We start from the raw sequence: 20421 nt of genomic DNA on the forward strand, positions 1-20421 counted from the left end.
GCAAAAACCCAGCCATAGGCTGGGTTCTCTGAATAGTGGTGCCCGGACTCGGAATCGAACCAAGGACACGGGGATTTTCAATCCCCTGCTCTACCGACTGAGCTATCCGGGCAACGGGGCGCATTAAACCTGATTCGCCGCACCTCGTCAACGAAATTTATCTGTTTCGCAGCCGACTGGACAATCTATCACCACATTGCGTCAAAAGCACGCATCTTCAGGCGAAAAACGCCGTCCAGGCTACCGAAATCGGCATCGCCAGCACCAGGGCCGGCAGCATATTCACCACGGCGAACATTTTAATTCCGCAGATGCGCAAACCGGTGGCAACCAGCAGCATCCCGCCGACAGCGCTGAAATCCGCCATCATCATCGGCGTGGTTAACGGCATAATCAACGATGCGCAGGCCGCCAGCGCCAGCTGGATGGCCAGCATCGGCACGCTAATGGCCGAGACCGCCAGCCCCAGGGTGCAGGCGAAAATGGTGGCGGTAAAGAAGTCGAGAAACGCTTTGGCAATGAGAATGCTGGCGTCACCGGTCATTCCTTCGCGCATCGCGCCGAAAATCCCGGTTCCGCTGGCGCAGAACAGGACGATAATCGCGACGTAGCTTTGAATATACGACTCATGCGCCGAACTCTTTATCTGGCCCTTTTTTGGCGAAAGCAGCTGCTGAAGCTTACTCACCAGCGTATTAATGCCTTTCTCCATATTACATACTTCGCCGAACAGCGCGCCCACCAGCGTTGAAAGCACCATCACCGGCAGGTTGGCGCATTTGATCACCAGTAGAATACCGATGCCTAGCGACGCCAGCCCAAAAATAGAGGTCATTGATGTACGAATCCGTTCCGGCAATCTTTGACTTAAGAGTGCGCCAAGTACGCCGCCCAGAAGGACCGCACCGGCGTTAATAAATGGCCCTGTAACCACAGTATGACTCCTGTTAATTATCCCTAACGACTGCATTATTATGGCGCGAAGCTGGCCAAAAGGCTTGCGCATCCGTGGGGTCGCTGCATACGTAATTCATCTTGCACGGTACATTTAAAGGTGACATGATTGCGCGAATTTTCTCCTCCTCTGAATGAGGCCGCCGGGATGACGACATCGCCACTACATCACCAGTGCCGCTGCGTACAGATGCGCATGCTGCCTCGTCTTGCTACCCTTACTCTGCAACTTCTGCCCGTCATGCGGTGAGCGTAACGCAGGCTCACTGCAGGACAACAGTAAGATCGGACGCGGTCTGCTTTTACTGATGTCTGGCGGTCGGAGCTGGGATCCAGCCAGACCCTGACAGTTCGTTGGCCAGAGCAGAGATGCCCTGGCCTAAGCCTTTTACTCTCCGGAAACGGGTATCCGCGCTCATGAAATCAATGCACATTGCCGCCAGCCGCGAGCTGGTATCCCACCTGTCCACCCACCGTCGCGTGGTGGCCCTGGACAGTACTGATTTTACCGATGTGGCGGCAGTCGTCATTACCGTGGCGGACAGCCGCAGCGGCATCCTTGCGTTGCTGAAACGCACGGGCTTTAACCTGCCGGTCTATCTGTTCAGCGAAGCTGAGCACGAAAAACCAGAAGGCGTGACGGCCATCGTTAGCGGCAAAGAGCAGGAGTGGCTCGAACTGGAAGCCGCCGCCTGCGGCTATGAAGAGAACCTGCTGCCGCCGTTCTTCGATACGCTGACTCAGTACGTAGAGATGGATAACAGCACCTTCGCGTGCCCCGGCCATCAGCACGGCGCCTTCTTTAAGAAGCATCCAGCGGGGAGGCAGTTCTTCGACTTCTTTGGTGAGAACGTCTTTCGCGCCGACATGTGCAACGCCGACGTTAAGCTTGGCGATCTGTTGATTCATGAAGGGTCTGCGAAACACGCGCAGAAGTTCGCGGCGAAGGTCTTCAACGCCGATAAAACCTATTTTGTCCTTAACGGTACCTCGGCGGCGAACAAAGTGGTGACTAACGCGCTGCTGACCCGCGGCGATCTGGTGCTGTTTGATCGCAATAACCATAAATCCAATCATCATGGGGCGCTGATTCAGGCAGGCGCGACGCCGGTCTATCTCGAAGCATCGCGCAACCCGTTCGGTTTTATCGGCGGGATTGACGATCGCTGCTTCGATGAAAAATACCTGCGCGATCTGATTCGCGAGACGGCGCCGGAAAAAGCTGATATGCCGCGCCCGTTCCGCCTTGCGGTGATCCAGCTCGGAACCTATGACGGGACGGTATACAACGCCCGCCAGGTGGTCGATAAAATCGGCAGCCTGTGCGACTACATCCTGTTTGACTCGGCCTGGGTCGGCTACGAGCAGTTTATCCCGATGATGGCCGACTGTTCGCCGCTGCTGCTGGACCTGACGCCGGATGACCCGGGCATTTTTGTTACTCAGTCGGTGCATAAACAGCAGGCCGGTTTTTCGCAAACTTCGCAGATCCATAAAAAGGATAACCATCTGCGAGGGCAGGCGCGTTTTTGCCCACATAAGCGGTTGAATAACGCCTTTATGCTGCATGCCTCGACCAGCCCGTTTTATCCGCTGTTCGCGGCTCTCGATGTGAATGCCAAAATCCATGAAGGGGAAAGCGGGCGCCGCCTGTGGGCCGAATGCGTGGCGCTGGGTATTGACGCGCGCAAAGCGATTATCGCTAACTGCAAAATGATCCTGCCGTTTATTCCGCCAATGGTCGCGGGACGCCCGTGGCAGGATCACCCCACCGAAACCATCGCCCGCGAGCGGCGCTTCTTTAGCTTTGAACCGGGCGCGCGCTGGCACGGCTTTGAGGGCTATGCCAGCGAACAGTACTTCGTTGACCCCTGTAAGCTGCTGCTGACGACGCCAGGAATCGATGCGCAGAGCGGGGAATATACTGATTTTGGCATCCCGGCGACCATTCTGGCCCACTATCTGCGCGAAAACGGCATCGTGCCGGAGAAGTGCGATCTGAACTCTATTCTGTTTCTGCTGACCCCCGCCGAAAGCGAGGAGAAGCTGGCGCAGCTGGTGGCGATGCTTGCCCAGTTTGAGCAGCATATCGAATCGGATACGCCGCTGGCCGAGGTTCTGCCGAGCATCGTTAACAAATACCCGGTGCGCTATCGGGACTACACCATCCGCGAGCTGTGTCAGGAGATGCACAACCTGTACGTTAGCTTTGAGGTGAAGGATCTGCAAAAAGAGATGTTCCGCAAGCAGAGCTTCCCGCGGGCGGTCATGAACCCGCAGGACGCCAACCGCGAGTTTATTCGCGGTAACGTCGAACTGGTGCGCTTAAGCGAAGCGGAAGGGCGCATTGCGGCGGAGGGCGCGCTACCGTATCCACCGGGCGTGCTGTGCGTCGTGCCTGGCGAAATCTGGGGCGGGGCGGTGCTGCGCTATTTTCTGGCGCTGGAGGAGGGCGTCAATATGCTGCCGGGCTTCTCGCCGGAGCTCCAGGGGGTCTATAGCGAAACGGACTCTGACGGCATTAAGCGTCTGTATGGCTATGTGCTGAAAGCATAAAAAAGCGCCCCGTTGATATCACCGGGGCGCTTTTTTTTATTCGTACATCTCGGGTGAAGCCGTTTATTTAATGTACGACGGTCTGCGCACCGGCTGGTACGCGAACGTGCTTGTATTTAAACAGCGCGACGAAAGCAAACGCCAGAACCAGCGAATAGCCGGCGAAAATCAGCCATACGGTTTGCCAGTCGGTAATCCCTTCGACGGTAAAGTGCTCCACCACTTTGCCGCTCACCATCCCGCCAAGTATGCAGCCGAAACCGTTGGTCATCATCAGGAACATTCCCTGGGCGCTGGCGCGGATTTCCGGGCGAACCTCTTTTTCCACAAACACCGACCCCGAGATATTGAAGAAGTCGAAGGCGCAGCCATAAACGATCATCGACAGCACCAGCAGCACGGTGCCGAACGGAGTCGGGTCGCCGTAAGCGAACAGGCCGAAGCGCAGCATCCACGCCACGATACTAATCAGCATCACGTTCTTGATGCCGTAGCGGCTGAGGAAGAACGGGATGGTCAGAATGAACAGGGTTTCCGAGATCTGCGAAATCGACATCATCACCGAGGCGTGCTGCACGATAAAGCTGCTGGCGAACAGCGGATCTTTATCAAAGCTGTGCAGGAAGGTGTTGCCGAACATATTGGTGATTTGCAGTTCGGCGCCAAGCATCATCGAGAAAATAAAGAAGATCGCCATACGTTTGTTTTTAAACAGCGCGAAGGCATCAAGGCCCAGCATGGCGGTCCAGCTCTGGTTTTTCTGCTGATTGGCCACCGGAATATGCGGCAGCGTCAGAGTGAAGAGCACCAGCAGCAAGGAGAGCGCCGCGCCGATATAGAGCTGCATATGGCTCAGCTCAAAGCCGGAGAAGCTGACGCCCCACATGGCGAGGATAAAACCGATGGTGCCCCAGATGCGAATCGGCGGGAAATCGGTCACGATATCCATGTTCGCAGACTGCAGGCGGTAGTAGGAAATGGTGTTAATCAGCCCCAGCGTCGGCATATAGGCCAGCGAGTTAAGCAGGATGACGAGGAACATCTCGCCCGGCGTAGTGACCTGGGCGGCGAGCCACAGCGTCAGCGCGCCGACCAGATGGCAAATGGCGTAAACCCATTTGGCGCTGATCCATTTATCGGCAACGATACCAAGCAGCGTCGGCATAAATACCGCAGCGATACCGAGCGAGCTATAAACCGCTCCGATGGCCGCACCGTCAAACTTCAGGGTAACGAACATATATGAGCCGAGCGTGGTCAGCCAGCTTCCCCAGAGGCAGAACTGCAGGAACGACAGTATTTTGAGCTGCAGCTTAAGATTCATGTTTTGATCCTCACGGATATAGAATTGTTTTGTGTTTTAAATAACATTTGTAGCGTTATTTTGGTTGGATTCTATCATTCATGGGGTGGATACTTTTGTTAACTGCCGCAGAAAATCGCAAAACAGTTGCGCAACTCTATTGTGTATAGCAGAAGGAAGGCGCCCTTGAGGAAACAAGGGCGTTGGCAGAGGATTACTTGCGGCGGTAGCCTTTTTGCGCGGTGTTTACCTTGTAGAGATAACGGCGCGATTCGGCGGACGGGTGACGGCTGGTGATGGTCTGATAAACGTCGCCCGGCGTCATATTATTGATGATATTCGCGGCCTGAATCTTATCGCTGGAGAAGACCCGCAGCACGCTGCCCGCGCCGCCGTTATAGGCGGTAATCACCGCATAGCGACGCGAGGTGGGGTTAGCAATACCGGCCAGATAGACGTTGTTCAGCATGGCCAGATAGGCGGTCCCGGTATCGATATTATTGGCCGGATCGAACAGATAGCTGCGGCTCGGCAGGCCGGATTTCCCCTGCGAGCGGAACACATCCTTCCCGGCACTGTGCTGCACCACCTGCATCAGCCCCAGCGCGTCGGCATGGCTGACTGCATAGGGGTTAAAGGACGATTCGGTTTGCATAATCGCCAGGATCAGCGACTCATCAACGCCATATTTGCGCGACGCCTGACGGACCATGCCAATGTATTTATGCGCACGTTTGTCGAGATGGTTCGGCACCAGGTTGATGGTGATGCTGTAGATCATGCGCGGACCGTTGCTGCGGCTTTTCAGACGCGTTTGCAGCAGGTAGTCCGCAAAGCGTGAGGCGCGCCACTCCCAGCGAATCGACTCACCGGTGTTATCCACGACCTGACCATACAGGAACGGTTCTTTTGAGATCTGAATGTCATCGACGTCGGAATAGAGGTCGATGGAGTTAGGGTCGTCGCCCATCAGCAGGGTTTTAATAATCGCCTGGCGCAGACGCCCGGCCGGGTCGGTGCCGGCGATGGTTTCGACGGTAATCGTCCCGGCGTCAAAGTTGATGTGGCTGCGGGTTTGATACTGGTCGGTGTATTTGACGTAGTCTTTCGGCCCGGCGAGCAGAACTTCGTTATAACCCCAAATGTTCTCGATGTTATGGGCGAACTGGCCCATCAGAATATCAAAGCCGTTGGTGTCCTTCACCCACGCCTCGTTATACTCGGCGCCTTTTTTGGTTGAGCTGGAACACGAAACGAGCAAAGGCGCAATCAGCGCTAGCGCTAAGTATTTTTTCATCATTCCGGGAGTGCGTGTTGTGTTTGTTGTGGTAAAGGGCCATCAGGCCCTTACTGTTTTTCTGGCGGCGTATAGCCTTCGATGTGTACGTCTTTACCTTCAAACAGGAACTGAACCATCTCCTGCTCCAGCAGTTTGCGATGCTCGGGATTCATCATGCTGAGTTTTTTCTCGTTGATCAGCATCGTCTGTTTATGCTGCCACTGGGCCCAGGCTTCTTTAGAGATTTCGTTATAGATACGTTTGCCCAGTTCGCCCGGATACAGCTGAAAATCCTGGCCATCGGCTTCACGCTGCAGGAAAGTACAAAAAATCGTTCTGCTCATTCTTAATCCTCTTTAATCGCCAGAAAGCTAAACCGGTGCTCCGGCTTTTAACTGTTGCAACAAGCGCTCCACGGGGGCCGCCAGACCGACGGACGGCGGCTGCGCTAAGTTATACCAGAGTGCGCCCCCTTCATCCATGCATGCGCCGGATGAGTGCACTGTAAGCCACATCGGCACAATATCCAGATGGAAATGGCTGAAAGTGTGGCGAAACGCGGTTAATTGCGTCAGATTATCGGCTTTAATCTGGCGCTGCGCCAGCCACTGCCGCAGCGCATCTTCATCTTCAAACTGCGGGAAGCAGAACAATCCGCCCCATAAACCCACCGGCGGGCGCTGGCAGAGAAATACCTCATCGCCGTGCTGCATCAGCAGGAAATAGCCGGTACGTTCCGGGATCGTCTGTTTCGGTTTTTTGCCTGGATATTGAGCCCATGAATGACTGGCGTAGGCCACGCAGCCGTTATTCAGCGGACAGAGCTCGCATTTGGGCTTAGAGCGGGTACACACCATCGCCCCGAGGTCCATCATGGCCTGGTTAAAACGCTCAACCCCTTTTGCTGGCGTCACGTCCTCACTAATATCCCACAGGCGTTTCTCAACCTCTTTTTTCCCCGGCCAACCGCTGACAGCATAGCAGCGCGCGAGCACGCGCTTCACGTTGCCGTCGAGAATCGGATAATGCTGACCGAGAGAAAGGGATAAAATCGCCCCGGCGGTGGAACGACCCACGCCCGGCAGCGCGGCGACTTCATCAAAAGTTTGCGGGAAGTTTCCGCCGTGCAGGGTGGCCACCTGCTGCGCCGCTTTATGCAGATTGCGCGCGCGGGCGTAATAGCCCAGCCCGGTCCACAGATGGAGGACTTCATCGAGTGGCGCATTGGCCAGATCGGTAATTGTTGGGAAACGCGCCATAAAGCGCTCAAAATAGGGGATAACCGTCGCCACCTGCGTTTGTTGCAACATCACCTCGGAGAGCCATACTTTGTAGGGCGTCTTGCCGATTTGCCAGGGCAGGGTTTTACGTCCGTATTTGTCGTACCAGTCCAGTACCTGGGCTGAAAATTGCGCGGCGAGAAAAGTCAAAGCTACGGCTCCGGGATAGCGATTATAAGGTGGCAGATTGCAGCACAAGGGCGAGAGGCTGTAAACCCTTGCATCCGCCGGGTAACTTTGGATAATGCCCGTTTTCCGAACACTCTCACAAGCAGACTTAACTTTTATGAAAAACGACGTCATATCTCCGGAATTCGATGAAAACGGCCGTCCGCTGCGCCGTATTCGCAGCTTCGTCCGTCGTCAGGGCCGCCTGACTAAAGGTCAGCAGCACGCGCTGGACACCATTTGGCCGGTGATGGGCGTTGAATTTAACGATGCGCCGCTCGATTTTGCCGCGCTGTTTGGCCGTGAAGCGCCCATCACGCTGGAGATTGGTTTTGGTATGGGCGCTTCGCTGGTGGCGATGGCGAAAGAGAAGCCGCAGCAGAATTTCCTCGGCATTGAAGTGCACTCTCCTGGCGTCGGCGCCTGTCTGGCGTCTGCTGAAGAAGAGGGCGTGCAAAATCTGCGCGTTATGTGCCACGATGCGGTAGAAGTGCTGCACGCGATGATCCCCGATAACTCCCTGAGCATGGTGCAGCTGTTTTTCCCTGACCCATGGCACAAAGCGCGTCATAATAAGCGCCGGATCGTTCAGCCGCCTTTTGCCGAACTGGTGAAAAGTAAACTGAAGCTGGGCGGCGTTTTCCATATGGCGACCGACTGGGAGCCCTATGCCGAGCATATGCTGGAAGTGATGTCCTCGCTTGAAGGATATCGCAACCGGTCAGAAAGCAACGACTATGTGCCGCGCCCGGAATCGCGCCCGGTAACCAAATTTGAACAGCGTGGCCATCGTCTTGGCCACGGCGTATGGGACTTAATGTTCGAGAGGGTGAAATAATGGCAACGAATCGTAGCCGTCGTCTGCGTAAAAAAATGCATATCGACGAATTTCAGGAAGTGGGTTTTTCCGTCGCGTGGCGTTTTGCGGAAGGAACCAGCGAAGAGCAGATCGACCAGACCGTTAACGATCTGATTGATGAGGTGATTGAGCCTAATAAGCTGGCCTTTGACGGCAGCGGCTATCTCTCCTGGGAAGGCCTGATCTGCCTGCAGGAAATCGGTAAATGCACCGAGGAGCACCAGGCCATTGTGCGTAAATGGCTGGAAGACCGCGGGCTGGCCGATGTACGCACCAGCGAACTTTTTGATATCTGGTGGGACTAAGTTTGACAAGGGTCGGCAACTGCCGGCCCGTTTTGTCTGAAGGGAGTTAAATGATGCGCAAAACGCTGTTAGCTGTGGCGCTTTCCGTCACCGCTTTGTCCGCGCATGCGGACTACCAGTGTAGCGTCACGCCGCGTGACGATGTCATCCTCAGCCCGCAGCAGGTGCAGGTGAAAGGCGAAAATGGCGATCTGGTGATTAAGCCGGACGGCAGCCTGAGCTTTAACGGGAAAGCGTATTCTCTGAACGCCGCTCAGCGCGAACAGGCTCAGGACTATCAGGCCAGCCTGCGCAGCAGCCTGCCGTGGATTGATGAAGGCGCACGCTCGCGGGTAGAAAAAGGCCGCGCCGCGCTGGATAAAATTATTACCGAACAGGTAGGGGCCAGCAGCAGCATGCATAGCCGCCTGACCAAGCTTGATGCGCAGCTGAAAGCGCAAATGAGCCGCATAATTGAACATCGTAACGATGGCCTGACGTTCCACTATAAAGCTATCGATCAGGTGCGCGCCGACGGCCAGCAGCTGGTAAACCAGGCGATGGGCGGCATCCTGCAGGACAGCATCAACGAGATGGGCGCGAAGGCGGTTCTCAAAGGCGGCGGTAACCCGCTGCAGGGGATCCTCGGCAGCCTTGGCGGCCTGCAAACCGCCATTCAGGATGAATGGAAAAATCAGGAAGCCGATTTCCAGCAGTTTGGTAAGGATGTCTGCAGCCGCGTGGTTTCCCTTGAGGATAGCCGCAAAGCGCTGGTGGGGTCCTTAAAGTAAGCTTTATTCCGCTACCTGCGTCCGCAGGTAGCAAAATCAGATTTCATTTATCCTGCCTGCGGTGGCGAACTCCTTATGATGCCTGCTGTATTCATAAAAGGAATTTGCTGATGAAATATGCATGGAAAACGCTCACCGTCCTGATGATCGCTTCCCCTTGTCACGTGCTGGCGGATGCCAACACGCCAACAGACGACGTGGTAAAACAGCAGTTTGCTGAACAGACTGGCGGGATTATGCGCTTGCAAAATGTGACGCTGAAGCAGCTAGACGCCAGGGGAAATCAGGCGACCTATATGCTGGAAGGCGATATGGCCGCCGCGGAAGATCTCTATATTCGCGTCGGCGTCGCGGGAGATTACTTTTTTTATGAGCGAGTCTGGACCAGGGGGCGGCCGGTAAAGTTCTCCGCCATGATGACCGCGGTAGGGACCAAAGACTCCGGCTGGCAGACCGAATTCTTTTCTCTGCAGATGGCGGCGAAGAGGGGCGGGAGAACCTTTAAGGAAATCGGAGGGGATGAAAGTAAAACCCTGATCGTCAATGACCACAAATTTATGGCGCAATTTGCCAAAATTGACGCCAGCTTTGCCGCCAGCAAAGCCACGATGAAGACGCTGCAAGGGCAACAGGATGCGCTGAAAACCGAGATCGCCGCGTTAGAGAAGCAGATTAACCGTTCATGGGGTACGGATGCGAACGGCAAGCCGCTCGATCGCAGCGACGTGCAGCAGGCGATGCTGGAAAAAATGTATGAAGTAGACCGGCAAAACGATCCGCTGAAGTTCGAGAATCATTACTACAAAACTCTCTATGAACCCGCACTGGCCGTCTGTCAGAAAAAAGCGGTTTGCGATGCCGCGCCGCTGCGCGCCGAGCGCGATGCCGTGCTGAATGAGCAGAAGCGTAACTATTATCGCCAGCATAAAGAGATGAGTGAAAATATCAAAGCGGAGATGGCCGCGCGCGATAAAAAGATAGCGCCGCTGCAGAAGCAAAAAGGCGAACTGAACGCGCAGCTGATGGCGCTGGAGATCCGCTACCGGGAGTTGGCTCGCGACGAAAAATACTGGCAGGAGGGGCTGGAGAAGATGCGCCGCAACGGGGTTCTAAAGTAGCCGGATCAGGTTCGGAATGGCCCGGCTGCGCCTGGCGCGTATGAGCTTGTCGGATGACAGAATATTTTGCTATTGAAGCTTTTGTCGGCCGGGCACGGCGCTAGCCGCCGCCCGGCAGAAGCGTTAGCTCAAGGTCTAACGCCCATTCTTCCTCAGGAATGCGTCCCCTCCTTTCCAGGGCAATAACGCTACATCAGCCCCAGCAGCTGCGGAATAAACAGCGAAATCTGCGGGATATAGACAATCATCATCAGCGCGATCAGCAGGGCGGCGTAGAACGGCAGCAGCGGTTTGATCAACTGCTGAATTTTGACACCAGAAATAGAACAGCCAACGAACAGCGCGCTGCCAACCGGTGGGGTGAGCAGCCCGATACACAGATTGGCGACCATCATAATACCGAAGTGCACCGGATCCATCCCCAGGTCCTGCGCGATTGGCAGGAATATCGGCGTGAAAATCAGCACCGCTGGGGTCATATCCATAAAGATCCCGACGATTAACAGCACGATATTTATCAGCAGCAGAATCACCACCGGGTTTTCAGAAACGCCCATTAGCGCGTCGCTTATCATGTAGGGAATGTCGGCGTTGGTCATCGCCCACGACATGCCCACGGAAAAGCCAATCAGCAGCAGCACAATAGAGGTCATGACTACCGATTCCAGAATCAGCTTCGGCAGATCGCGCCACTTCACTTCCCGATATATCAGTACCGACAGGATAAAGGTGTAGACCACGGCGATGGCAGAGGCTTCCGTCGCGGTAAAAATGCCGCCAAGGATCCCGCCCATCACAATGATGACCAGCAGCAGGCTGGGCAGAGCATCGAAAAACGCTTTTGCCGCCTGGGCGCAGGTCGGACGCTCGGAAACCGGATAGCCGCGACGTTTAGCAATGACGGCACAGACCACCATAATAGCCAGGCCCATCAGGATGCCCGGCAAATAGCCGGCCATAAACAGCGAGGCCACCGAGACGCCGCCTGCGGTCAGGGAAAAGACGATCAGTACGTTTGACGGCGGAATAAGCAGACCCGTGATGCAGGATGAGACGTTCACCGCCGTAGAGAAGGCCGGATCGTAGCCTTTCTGCGTCTGTATGGGGTTGAGCGTGCCGCCGACCGCGGCGGCGGCGGCGACCGCTGAGCCTGAAATCGAGCCGAACATCATATTGGCCAGCACGTTGACGTGGCCCAGAGAGCCCGGCACGCGTCCGACCATCACCTGGGCCAGATTGATTAAACGTATGGCAATCCCGCCGCTGTTCATCAGGGTTCCGGCAAAGATAAAGAATGGAATCGCCAGCAGCGCGAAGTTATCGAGGCCGTTTGCCAGGCGCTGAGAAACGGTAATCACTGCGATATCCCAGGGGAACATCAGCAGCATCGAACCGACGGTAGCGATGCCAATGGAGAAGGAGATAGGTACGCCAATAAAAACCAGAATAAAGAAAGAGCCAAATAGCATCAGTGCGATATAGCTGTCCATCAATTTGCCCCCGCTGCAGAGTGCTTCATGTTTTTCAGTCCGGTGCTGATAAAACACAACGCGTAGAACATCATAATGATCCCGGTTAGCGGCAGGATCAGATACACGTAGCCCATGGGGATTTGCATCGCCGCTGAGACCTGGGACGTCGATAGCGTTTTCTCAATCAGCTTCACGCCGCCGGTCACAATTACTGAACCAGCAAAAATAAAGATCAGCAGATTAATGATGACGCTGAGAAGCGCCTGCCTGCGAGGAGGGAGCGTCATCGCCAGTAAATCGATAGCCAGATGACGCTGGGCGCCGACGGTATATGCCGCACCCAGCAGCCCGACCCAAATCATTAAAAAGCGCGCCAGTTCGTCGGTCAGGGTGCTTGGCTGGTTTAGCACGTAGCGGCTAAATACCTGCCAGACGACGCAGACCACCAGCGCAATCATAACGGCGACGGAGAATGCGGCGATCGTGCGGTCCACCGCCAGCTTTATGCGGTTAAGTATCATCTTTGAGTTCCCGGTGAAAGGGGCCAGCGGCTGGCCCGCTAAGTGTTATTCAGCAGCAGCTTCAAATTTGGCCAGCAGAGCCGCCTGCTTCGGATCTTTTTTGAAGTCATCAAAGAGCGGTTGAACGGCGGCGCGGAACGGTGCTTTATCAACTTTGATAATTTCGCCGCCCATGGCTTTGGCCTGCGCGCGGGTGTCGGCGTCAATTTTGTCCCACAGTTTTTGCTGATAGGCCTCTGAGGCTTTCGCCGCCTCGTTCAGGATTTGCTGCTGCTCCGGCGTCAGCTTGTCCCAGGTTTTGCTGGAGATAACGAGGAAATCCGGGATGGAGGCATGTTCATCTTCTGAGAAAACCTTAGCGATTTCGATATGGCGCGTTTGCACCCAGGAAGGTACGTTATTTTCCGCGCCGTCCACTACGCCCTGCTGCATCGCGGTATAGACTTCACCAAACGAAATTGGCGTTGGCGAACCGCCCATTAATTCGATCATTTTCAACGTTGTCGGACTGGCCTGGACGCGGATTTTCAGCCCTTTTAAATCTTCCGGTTTAGTAATGGGTTTTTTAGCATAAAAACTTCGGGTCCCGGCAACATAAGCGGAAAGGGCAAAGAATCCTTTATCTTTCGTGGACTCCATTATTTCTTTACCCACTTCACCGAAGACGACTTTATTGAAGTGATTCTGATCCTTGAACAGGAACGGTAAATTATATATCGCGTAGACGTTATCAAATGACTCCAGGTCGCTGGCGGAACCTTTCGTCATATCCAGTGCGCCGTTTTGTAATAACTCCATCGTTTCACGCGCGCTGCCCATCTGGCTACTCGGGTAAATGCGAATTTTCATATTGCCGTTGGAAAGTTGGTTAACCTCTTTCGCCATCTGCTCAAACGCCTGATGAACAACGTGGCTGCGTTCAAGGTTATGTGCCAGTTTTAACGTAACTTTTTCAGCTGCGCTGGCGCCCGCTGAGAGCAGGGCAAGCAAAGAAACACACACCAGAGAACGAGAAAACGAGAGTTTTTTCATGAGCCGGCTCCATGCACTTAGGTTAATTGGTCAATATCTAATGAGTCATTCTTTGTTTCTGTATGACATATTATCCTGGTTGTCGTACACCTTTAAGCTGTCTGACTCACACTTTTTCCCAATGAGACGATGAAATGCGTATTTTTGTGCGTTAGGTTATATTTATTTTCTATAAATGAATGTGAATTAATTTTTATTAAGAATGCTGAACTGAGATTCTTCGGGAATTGCGATATTAATATTTCGGGAAAAACGAATAATTAATTATCCCGCTATTTATATAACGGGATAATCAGGGAGAGGTTTATTCGCTGAGGAATAATTCGAGAAGGGAGTTCAAAAATAGCTTGCCGTGCTCGGTAATCTGCCAGCAGCCTTCATCTTCCGTCAGGTAGCCCTGGGCAATAGCGGCATCGATTTGCGGGCGGATCGTCCGCTCGTCGAGGCCGGTAAAGCGGCTGAATTCATCCCGTGGCGCCGCTTCGAGCAGGCGGAAACGGTTCATAAAGAACTCAAACGGTTTATCTGCGTTCTCAACATCATGCTGGCGCTCCAGGTAACGGCCTTCCATATAGCCGCGCGGGTGGCGGGTTTTCGCCGTCCGCAGAATGCGTCCGTCCGCAAACGTCACTTTACCGTGCGCGCCGCAGCCAATGCCCAGGTAGTCGCCAAAGCGCCAGTAGTTCAGATTATGCTGGCACTGATATCCCGGTTTTGCATAGGCGGAAGTTTCATATTGCCGGTAGCCCGCGGCGCTAAGCAGGCTATGCCCCTGCTCATAAATATCCCACAGCGCATCGTCGTCAGGCAGGACCGGCGGTCGCGAACCAAACAGGGTATTTGGTTCAATGGTCAACTGATACCAGGAGAGATGCGGCGGATTGAGCGCAATCGCCTGGCGCAGGTCGTCCAGCGCCTCTTCCAGAGACTGGTCCGGCAGACCATGCATTAAATCGAGGTTAAAGCTGCGCAGTCCCAGACCGCTTGCCAGGTTTGCCGCGCGTTTGGCTTCCTGTGGCCCATGAATGCGCCCCAGACGCTGCAGCTTTTGCTCGCTAAAGCTCTGTACGCCGATGGAGATGCGATTAATGCCGGCGCGCTGATACTCCACGAAGCGATCCGCTTCCACGGTGCCGGGGTTGGCTTCCATCGTGATTTCGGCTCCGGCCGCCAGCGGAAGAGCCGCGCGTACGCCATCGAGTAGGGTTTGCATCGCCGGGCCGGAGAGCAGGCTCGGCGTACCGCCGCCAATAAAAATCGTCCCGATTTCACGTCCCTGCGCATAGTGGGCGTCGGCGCGCAGATCGTTCAGCAGATGCTGGACATAGTCATCATGCGGCACTTCGCCCTTCAACGCATGCGAGTTGAAATCGCAGTACGGGCATTTCTGCACGCACCACGGGATGTGAATGTAGAGGCTCAGGGGCGGCAAATTAGCCATTACGTAAGGCTTCCAGTAACAGTTTCAGCGCTCGTCCGCGGTGGGAAATGGCGCTCTTCTCTTCACGGCTCAGCTCCGCTGCTGTTTTACCTTCCGTCGGAACAAAGAAAATCGGATCGTAACCAAAGCCGCCGCTGCCGGCGGCCTGGCGAGCGATGATGCCTGGCCAACTGCCGTGGCACACCAGCGGCGTGGGATCTTCCGCATGGCGCAGATAGACCAGCACGCAGTGGAACTGCGCCTGGCGCTTATCGTCCGGCACGTCGCGTAGCGCGTCGAGCAGTTTTTCCAGATTGCGCTGGTCGGTCGCATCTTCACCGGAATAGCGGGCAGAATAGATGCCAGGCGCGCCGCCTAACGCATCGACGGCCAGACCTGAGTCATCGGCGATAGCCGGAAGGCCGGTAATCTGCGCGGCGTGGCGCGCTTTAAGAATGGCGTTTTCGATAAACGTGAGGCCGGTTTCCTCTGCGGAATCCACGCCCAGTTCGGTTTGCGCCACGATATCGAGGCCAAAATCTGCCAGCAGCGAGGCCAGCTCGCGCACTTTACCGGGATTGCCGGTGGCGAGAACAACTTTTTGCATAAGAGATCCTGTCTATTCTGTCAGCGCAGCGACCCCGTCGGGGATCTGCTGCGGATGAATGATTTTTATCTGTTTGTGGCGACCCAGTTCGCCCTTCTCAATAAGCACCTGGCTTTTTGCTACGCGAAACTGTTTGGCGAGAAATTTTACCAGATGGGCGTTGGCCTGGCCGTCAACGGGTGGCGCGGTAATGGCGACTTTGAGCTCGTCGCCATGTAAACCAACGATGCTGTCGCGGCTGGCCTTAGGCTGAATATACAGCCTTAAGACCAGACCGTCAGCGCAGGCCTGGACAGCACTCATAGCGCCATCCACAGCCCCGGAAGCAGAACGTTACCGGTAGCCTGCAACAGTTCGGCGATACCCATATTGATCACGTACAGCAGCAGAACCAGCACCATCGGCGAGAAATCAATTCCGCCCATTGAGGGCAGCAGCCTGCGGATAGGGCGCAGCAGCGGGTCTGCCAGCTGCATCAGAACATATTCCACCGGGCTACGGCCCTGGCTTACCCAGCTCATGATCGCCATTAACAGAAGAACCCAGAAGATCAGCGAGCCGACGGTTTTGATAAGGATCAGCAGCGCGGAGATCCAGATAATCGGCTGGAAGGTGACGACCATAAACAGGACGATAGCTTTCACGACGCAGAGAATAAAGGCGACCAGCAGGGAGGCGCTGTCGAGCGGCCCCATCGCCGGGATAATGCGGCGCAGCGGCCCAACGACAGGCTGCGTAGCCTTGACCACGAACTGCGAAAACGGGTTATAAAAGTCGCAGCGCGCCCACTGCATCCAGACGCGTAACAACACGACCATTGTATAAAGCTCAATGACCGTTGAGAGCAGGAAAGTCAACGTCTTCATGGCGTTCCTCAGATTCCTTATTTTTTGCTGTAGTCGCGCGCGCCGAAAATTGCGGTTCCGATGCGCACCATAGTGCTTCCCGCCTCGATGGCGGCTTCCATATCATCCGACATTCCCAGCGACAACGTATCGACGGTAGGGTAGTGCGTTTTTAGCCGCGCAAATGCTACCGCCATTTGTTGGGCGACGGCAAACTGCCTTACATATTCTGACTCAGGCGCGGGGATGGCCATTAAACCGCGCAGCTGCAGATTCGGCAATTTAGCGATCTCTGCCGCCAGCGCGTCCAGCTCTGCAGGCGGAATACCCGACTTGCTCTGCTCATCGCTAATGTTGATTTGAATCAGCACGTTGAGCGGCGGCATGTCGGCAGGGCGCTGTTCACTGAGGCGAGCGGCGATTTTGAGTCGATCGACGGTATGACACCAGTCAAAATGTTCGGCCACGAGGCGGCTTTTGTTGGACTGCAGCGGACCAATAAAGTGCCACTGCAGCCCGCTTGCCCCGGTCTCCTGAAAGTAGCGGATTTTCTCCACCCCTTCCTGAACATAGTTTTCGCCAAACGCGACCTGGCCTGCGGCCATCGCTTCTTCGATAGCGCTCGCAGGTTTCGTTTTACTGACTGCAAGCAGCGTAACTTCTTCTGGAGCACGGCCGCAGCGTGCGGCAGCGGCTGAGATTTTGTCCCGGACCTGTGCCAGGTTATGCGCAATATCGTTCATATACCGAGGATGAGTTATGGAACTGGAAGAAATAGTGGCCCTTAGTGTAAAGCATAACGTCTCCGATCTACACCTGTGCAATGCTTCAGCGCCGCGCTGGCGTCGCCAGGGAAAGCTGGAGCCTGCGCCTTTTACCTCCCCTGATATCAGCAAAATACTCCATGACTGGCTCAACGCCGAGCAGCTCGCGCAGTGGCAGGCCAGCGGGCAGGTCGATTTCGCTTTAGCGCCGGCTGGCGGGCCACGCCTTCGCGCCAGCGCATTTGCCCACAGCCGCGGCCTGTCGCTGGCGCTGCGTCTGCTGGCGGAAACCTGCCCGCAGCTGGAGGCGCTCGGTGTACCAGCCGCCTTAAGCGAGCTGCTCAATGAGGAGAGCGGGCTTATCCTCGTCACGGGCGCCACCGGCAGCGGGAAATCAACTACCCTGGCGGCGATGGTGGGCTATCTTAATCAGCGCCTCAATGGTCATATCCTGACGCTGGAAGATCCGGTCGAATTTATTCACCACAGCGAGCGTTGCCTGATCCAGCAGCGGGAAATCGGCCGCCACTGCCCCTCCTTTGCCGCGGCGTTACGCGCTGCGCTGCGTCAGGATCCGGACGTCATTCTGTTAGGGGAACTGCGCGATAGCGAAACTATCCGCCTGGCACTTACGGCAGCGGAGACCGGACATCTGGTTATGGCGACGCTGCATACGCGCGGCGCGGCGCAGGCGGTTGAAAGGCTGGTGGATGTTTTTCCCGCCCAGGAGAAAGAGCAGGTTCGCAGCCAGCTGGCGGGAAGTTTGTGCGCGGTACTGGCACAAAAATTGTTTCCGGATGCTGCAGGCGGCAGAGTTGCGCTATACGAGCTTTTAGTTAATACCCCAGCAGTGGCGAATTTGATCCGGGAGGGAAAAACGCATCAGCTGCCCGGCGTGATGCAAACCGGGCAGCAATCTGGCATGCAAACATTTACGCAAAGCTTTCAGCAACGTACGGCAGCGGGTCTTTTATAGCTGCATTTTTTATATTCAGACATCTTACCAATGGCTTGTTATGATAATGTTTTATTAATGTTCGGTATTATTATTTTATATTACAAAGAACCATATGGAATTAAGCCGAATAATGTAGGCTATGAAAAACGAATTGACATAAACCTCCCATAACCAGGAAAAAAGTTTGATAATCTTTTGACTCTCTCAAGGTATTCGATTTATGCTGTTTACAGGGATAGGAAAATTCCCATGGAATATTGTTTCAAAGTGTAAATTTGGTTTTTATTTATAAATACACCGGCGATGGTATTCTTGTTAATTCATTTAACCGCTATGAAGGCGGGTATCAACTAAGGAGAGTTTTAAGTGATTAATTTTTCTGAGGATTTAGTTCTTTCTCATCAGGTTACCTTTATTACTCACCCCTCAATTCAAAGCAAGGCATTTGCAACCTGGCTGGCTGACAGGTTATCTGCTACAGTGATCCTGCAAAATATTAACAAACCCCTCGCGCAACGACTTGTGAAAGATTCTGTAATATTATTTGATATTGCGGTTTCAAATAAAAAGTTGAATAGCGTGTGGCGTGATATTATTCGCCTGCAGGTAGATAACCCCCGTTTATTGATTATCAACAGCGCACAAAAGTATGAGCTCTACGAAATGGCACAGTGGCCAGCGCTTTATGGCGTTTTCCGTCACGACGATGATGAATTGCGCTTAATTGAGGGCGTTAAAGCTGTGCTTAACGGCGAACAGACGGCTGAATTGAGCGTAATGCACCCGGCTATGTACGCAGCGGATCATCAATCGGCGCCTGTGGAAAGTTCGCCGCTGACCGAGCGCGAATGTGAAATCCTTAATGAACTTCGCTGCGGGGCGACCAATATGGATATTGCTCGCGCGCTGTTTATCAGCGAAAACACGGTGCGTACCCATCTGTACAACGTGTTCCGTAAGCTAAGCGTGAAGAACCGAACCCAGGCGGTCAGCTGGGCGAATGAGCATCTGCGTCACTAAAAACTGAATCAGGATGATGGCGCCTGTCGCTGCGATGTGGCGCCAGCATTCAGGATCAGAAGCCCTGCTCGAAGTAGCTTTCCAGAATAATGACAGCGGACGCTGAATCAATGCTGCCTTTATTGAGCGCACGGAATCCACCGTGTTCAAATAACCCGGCTCTGGCTTCCACCGTGCTCAGACGCTCATCGTGCAGGATTATCTGCACGCCGAAACGGCCATGGATTTTATTCGCGAAGTTGCGCGCGCGCGCGGTCAGAGGTTGCTCCGTACCGTCCATATTCAGCGGCAGGCCGACAACCACCTTTTCGGGCTGCCACTCTTTGAGCAGCTTCTCGATAATATTCCAGTCAGGTTTGCCGTCCTGCGCCTTCAATGCGGGCAGGGGGCGGGCAGTGCCGGTGATGCGCTGCCCTACGGCGACGCCGATGCTTTTGGTGCCAAAATCAAAGCCTAAAAACGTTCCGCTCATCAGGCATGCCCCGCTGCGGCCGGCATGGTGACGATATCGATGCCGATCAGCTTCGCAGCCTCGCGCCAGCGGTCGGCTATTGGCGTATTGAACAAAATGTTCCGATCCGCCGGCGCGGTGAGCCAGGCGTTATCCAGTATCTCTTGCTCCAGCTGACCTTTCTCCCAGGAGGCATAGCCCAGCGCAACCAGCACGTTGTCCGGCTGTTTATCCGTGCCCAGCGTTTCGAGCACGTCGCGGGAGGTGGTGATCACCGTATTATCGGAAATACGAATGCTGGAAGAAAAGTCAGAGGGCGGCGAGTGCAGTATAAAACCCCGGTCCTCGGCCAGCGGGCCGCCAACCATCACCGGTTTATCCAGGCGGATCTCGGGATTGCGCGGCTCAGGCGTGATTTTTAACTTCTCCAGGATCCCTTCAACCTGCAGATTTTCCATCGGCTTATTGATGATGATGCCCATGGCGCCGTCATCGTTATACTCGCAGATATAGACTACGGAGCGACGGAACATCGGGTCCTGGAGAGCAGGCATGGCAATCAGAAAGTGATGCTGTAAATTCATTGTCAGAGGTTCTGTTCCTGGTTCAAAAAAGCAGCACCCAGTATGCGGGTAAAGCAAGAGAGTGTCGATTCACTTTATCTTGCAGGCGTCACGGCCATTGCCTGTCTGAGCCTGAAAGTGAATCTCTGAAGCGAGCTTCAGGCTACAGGCGTTGG

22 protein-coding genes and 1 tRNA gene are annotated in these 20421 nt (G+C 54.7%); 7 read left to right on the plus strand and 16 right to left on the minus strand.

Annotation, left to right across the window (positions count from 1 at the left end):
* Nucleotides 1–36: 36 nt before the first annotated feature.
* Both HMPREF3178_RS14220 and HMPREF3178_RS14225 read right to left on the minus strand, forming a co-directional pair.
* Nucleotides 37–112 (minus strand) — tRNA-Phe (locus HMPREF3178_RS14220).
* Nucleotides 113–217: 105 nt separating this feature from the next.
* Nucleotides 218–934 carry a DUF554 domain-containing protein gene (locus HMPREF3178_RS14225; RefSeq protein WP_004115404.1) on the minus strand — a complete coding sequence of 239 codons (717 nt, stop codon included), beginning with the start codon at nt 932–934 and terminating at the stop codon, nt 218–220.
* Nucleotides 935–1371: 437 nt separating this feature from the next.
* On the opposite strand from HMPREF3178_RS14225, the gene HMPREF3178_RS14230 reads away from it, so the two are divergent.
* Nucleotides 1372–3510: an ornithine decarboxylase gene (locus HMPREF3178_RS14230; protein WP_017145428.1), complete on the plus strand. Its 2139-nt coding sequence runs from the start codon at nt 1372–1374 to the stop codon at nt 3508–3510.
* A gap of 67 nt (nt 3511–3577) precedes the next feature.
* Here HMPREF3178_RS14230 and HMPREF3178_RS14235 read toward each other — a convergent pair whose 3' ends face one another.
* The 4 genes from HMPREF3178_RS14235 to mutY form a co-directional block, all read right to left on the minus strand.
* A complete protein-coding gene (locus tag HMPREF3178_RS14235; RefSeq protein ID WP_016807921.1) occupies nt 3578–4834 on the minus strand; it encodes a nucleoside permease in 1257 nt (418 codons plus the stop codon).
* 193 nt (nt 4835–5027) lie between these two features.
* The gene (gene mltC, locus HMPREF3178_RS14240) at nt 5028–6113 is read right to left on the minus strand and encodes a membrane-bound lytic murein transglycosylase MltC (RefSeq protein WP_004105745.1); all 1086 of its coding nucleotides are present in this window, start codon (nt 6111–6113) and stop codon (nt 5028–5030) included.
* Nucleotides 6114–6160: 47 nt separating this feature from the next.
* Nucleotides 6161–6436 (minus strand): oxidative damage protection protein, encoded by a 276-nt coding sequence (locus tag HMPREF3178_RS14245; protein ID WP_004105744.1) that lies wholly within the window; start codon nt 6434–6436, stop codon nt 6161–6163.
* A gap of 27 nt (nt 6437–6463) precedes the next feature.
* Nucleotides 6464–7522, minus strand: coding sequence for an A/G-specific adenine glycosylase (gene mutY / locus HMPREF3178_RS14250; RefSeq protein WP_004105734.1), 1059 nt, complete (start codon nt 7520–7522; stop codon nt 6464–6466).
* 136 nt (nt 7523–7658) lie between these two features.
* Here mutY and trmB point away from each other — a divergent pair, with 136 nt between their 5' ends.
* From trmB to HMPREF3178_RS14270, 4 genes are all read left to right on the plus strand, one after another.
* A complete protein-coding gene (gene trmB / locus HMPREF3178_RS14255) occupies nt 7659–8378 on the plus strand; it encodes a tRNA (guanosine(46)-N7)-methyltransferase TrmB (protein ID WP_004115399.1) in 720 nt (239 codons plus the stop codon).
* Nucleotides 8378–8704, plus strand: a complete 327-nt coding sequence (locus HMPREF3178_RS14260) for a YggL family protein (protein WP_004105731.1) — start codon at nt 8378–8380, stop codon at nt 8702–8704. The genes trmB and HMPREF3178_RS14260 overlap by 1 nt, the downstream gene beginning before the upstream one ends.
* 50 nt (nt 8705–8754) lie before the next feature.
* On the plus strand, nt 8755–9474 hold the full coding sequence (locus HMPREF3178_RS14265; RefSeq protein ID WP_017145429.1) for a YggN family protein: 720 nt from the start codon (nt 8755–8757) through the stop codon (nt 9472–9474).
* Between the two features lie 110 nt (nt 9475–9584).
* Nucleotides 9585–10592, plus strand: a complete 1008-nt coding sequence (locus HMPREF3178_RS14270) for a DUF1202 family protein (RefSeq protein ID WP_017145430.1) — start codon at nt 9585–9587, stop codon at nt 10590–10592.
* Between the two features lie 188 nt (nt 10593–10780).
* Here the strand turns inward: HMPREF3178_RS14270 and HMPREF3178_RS14275 are convergent, their stop codons facing one another.
* The 8 genes from HMPREF3178_RS14275 to HMPREF3178_RS14310 form a co-directional block, all read right to left on the minus strand.
* Nucleotides 10781–12082 (minus strand): TRAP transporter large permease, encoded by a 1302-nt coding sequence (locus HMPREF3178_RS14275; protein ID WP_004105725.1) that lies wholly within the window; start codon nt 12080–12082, stop codon nt 10781–10783.
* Complete coding sequence (locus HMPREF3178_RS14280) at nt 12082–12585, minus strand: TRAP transporter small permease (protein ID WP_004105723.1); 504 nt, start codon at nt 12583–12585, stop codon at nt 12082–12084. Before HMPREF3178_RS14280 ends, HMPREF3178_RS14275 begins: the two co-directional genes overlap by 1 nt.
* A 45-nt stretch (nt 12586–12630) precedes the next feature.
* Nucleotides 12631–13617 (minus strand): TRAP transporter substrate-binding protein, encoded by a 987-nt coding sequence (locus tag HMPREF3178_RS14285; protein WP_004115390.1) that lies wholly within the window; start codon nt 13615–13617, stop codon nt 12631–12633.
* A 304-nt stretch (nt 13618–13921) separates the two neighbouring features.
* Nucleotides 13922–15058, minus strand: coding sequence for a radical SAM family heme chaperone HemW (hemW, locus tag HMPREF3178_RS14290; RefSeq protein WP_004105720.1), 1137 nt, complete (start codon nt 15056–15058; stop codon nt 13922–13924).
* Nucleotides 15051–15644 (minus strand): XTP/dITP diphosphatase, encoded by a 594-nt coding sequence (locus HMPREF3178_RS14295; RefSeq protein ID WP_004105717.1) that lies wholly within the window; start codon nt 15642–15644, stop codon nt 15051–15053. The genes hemW and HMPREF3178_RS14295 overlap by 8 nt, the downstream gene beginning before the upstream one ends.
* Before the next feature lie 12 nt (nt 15645–15656).
* A complete protein-coding gene (yggU, locus tag HMPREF3178_RS14300; protein WP_004105716.1) occupies nt 15657–15947 on the minus strand; it encodes a DUF167 family protein YggU in 291 nt (96 codons plus the stop codon).
* Nucleotides 15944–16510, minus strand: coding sequence for a YggT family protein (locus HMPREF3178_RS14305; RefSeq protein WP_004105714.1), 567 nt, complete (start codon nt 16508–16510; stop codon nt 15944–15946). Before HMPREF3178_RS14305 ends, yggU begins: the two co-directional genes overlap by 4 nt.
* A 17-nt stretch (nt 16511–16527) precedes the next feature.
* Complete coding sequence (locus HMPREF3178_RS14310; protein WP_017145431.1) at nt 16528–17232, minus strand: YggS family pyridoxal phosphate-dependent enzyme; 705 nt, start codon at nt 17230–17232, stop codon at nt 16528–16530.
* A 16-nt stretch (nt 17233–17248) separates the two neighbouring features.
* On the opposite strand from HMPREF3178_RS14310, the gene HMPREF3178_RS14315 reads away from it, so the two are divergent.
* Nucleotides 17249–18229 carry a type IV pilus twitching motility protein PilT gene (locus HMPREF3178_RS14315; RefSeq protein WP_004105710.1) on the plus strand — a complete coding sequence of 327 codons (981 nt, stop codon included), beginning with the start codon at nt 17249–17251 and terminating at the stop codon, nt 18227–18229.
* Nucleotides 18230–18577: 348 nt separating this feature from the next.
* Nucleotides 18578–19231, plus strand: a complete 654-nt coding sequence (locus HMPREF3178_RS14320; RefSeq protein WP_017145432.1) for a LuxR C-terminal-related transcriptional regulator — start codon at nt 18578–18580, stop codon at nt 19229–19231.
* A 55-nt stretch (nt 19232–19286) separates the two neighbouring features.
* Here HMPREF3178_RS14320 and ruvX read toward each other — a convergent pair whose 3' ends face one another.
* Nucleotides 19287–19703, minus strand: a complete 417-nt coding sequence (ruvX, locus tag HMPREF3178_RS14325) for a Holliday junction resolvase RuvX (RefSeq protein ID WP_004105707.1) — start codon at nt 19701–19703, stop codon at nt 19287–19289.
* Nucleotides 19703–20266 carry a YqgE/AlgH family protein gene (locus HMPREF3178_RS14330; protein WP_004105705.1) on the minus strand — a complete coding sequence of 188 codons (564 nt, stop codon included), beginning with the start codon at nt 20264–20266 and terminating at the stop codon, nt 19703–19705. Before HMPREF3178_RS14330 ends, ruvX begins: the two co-directional genes overlap by 1 nt.
* Between the last annotated feature and the right edge of the window lie 155 nt (nt 20267–20421).

The organism is Klebsiella sp. HMSC09D12, from assembly GCF_001808475.1.
GTDB lineage: Bacteria > Pseudomonadota > Gammaproteobacteria > Enterobacterales > Enterobacteriaceae > Klebsiella > Klebsiella oxytoca.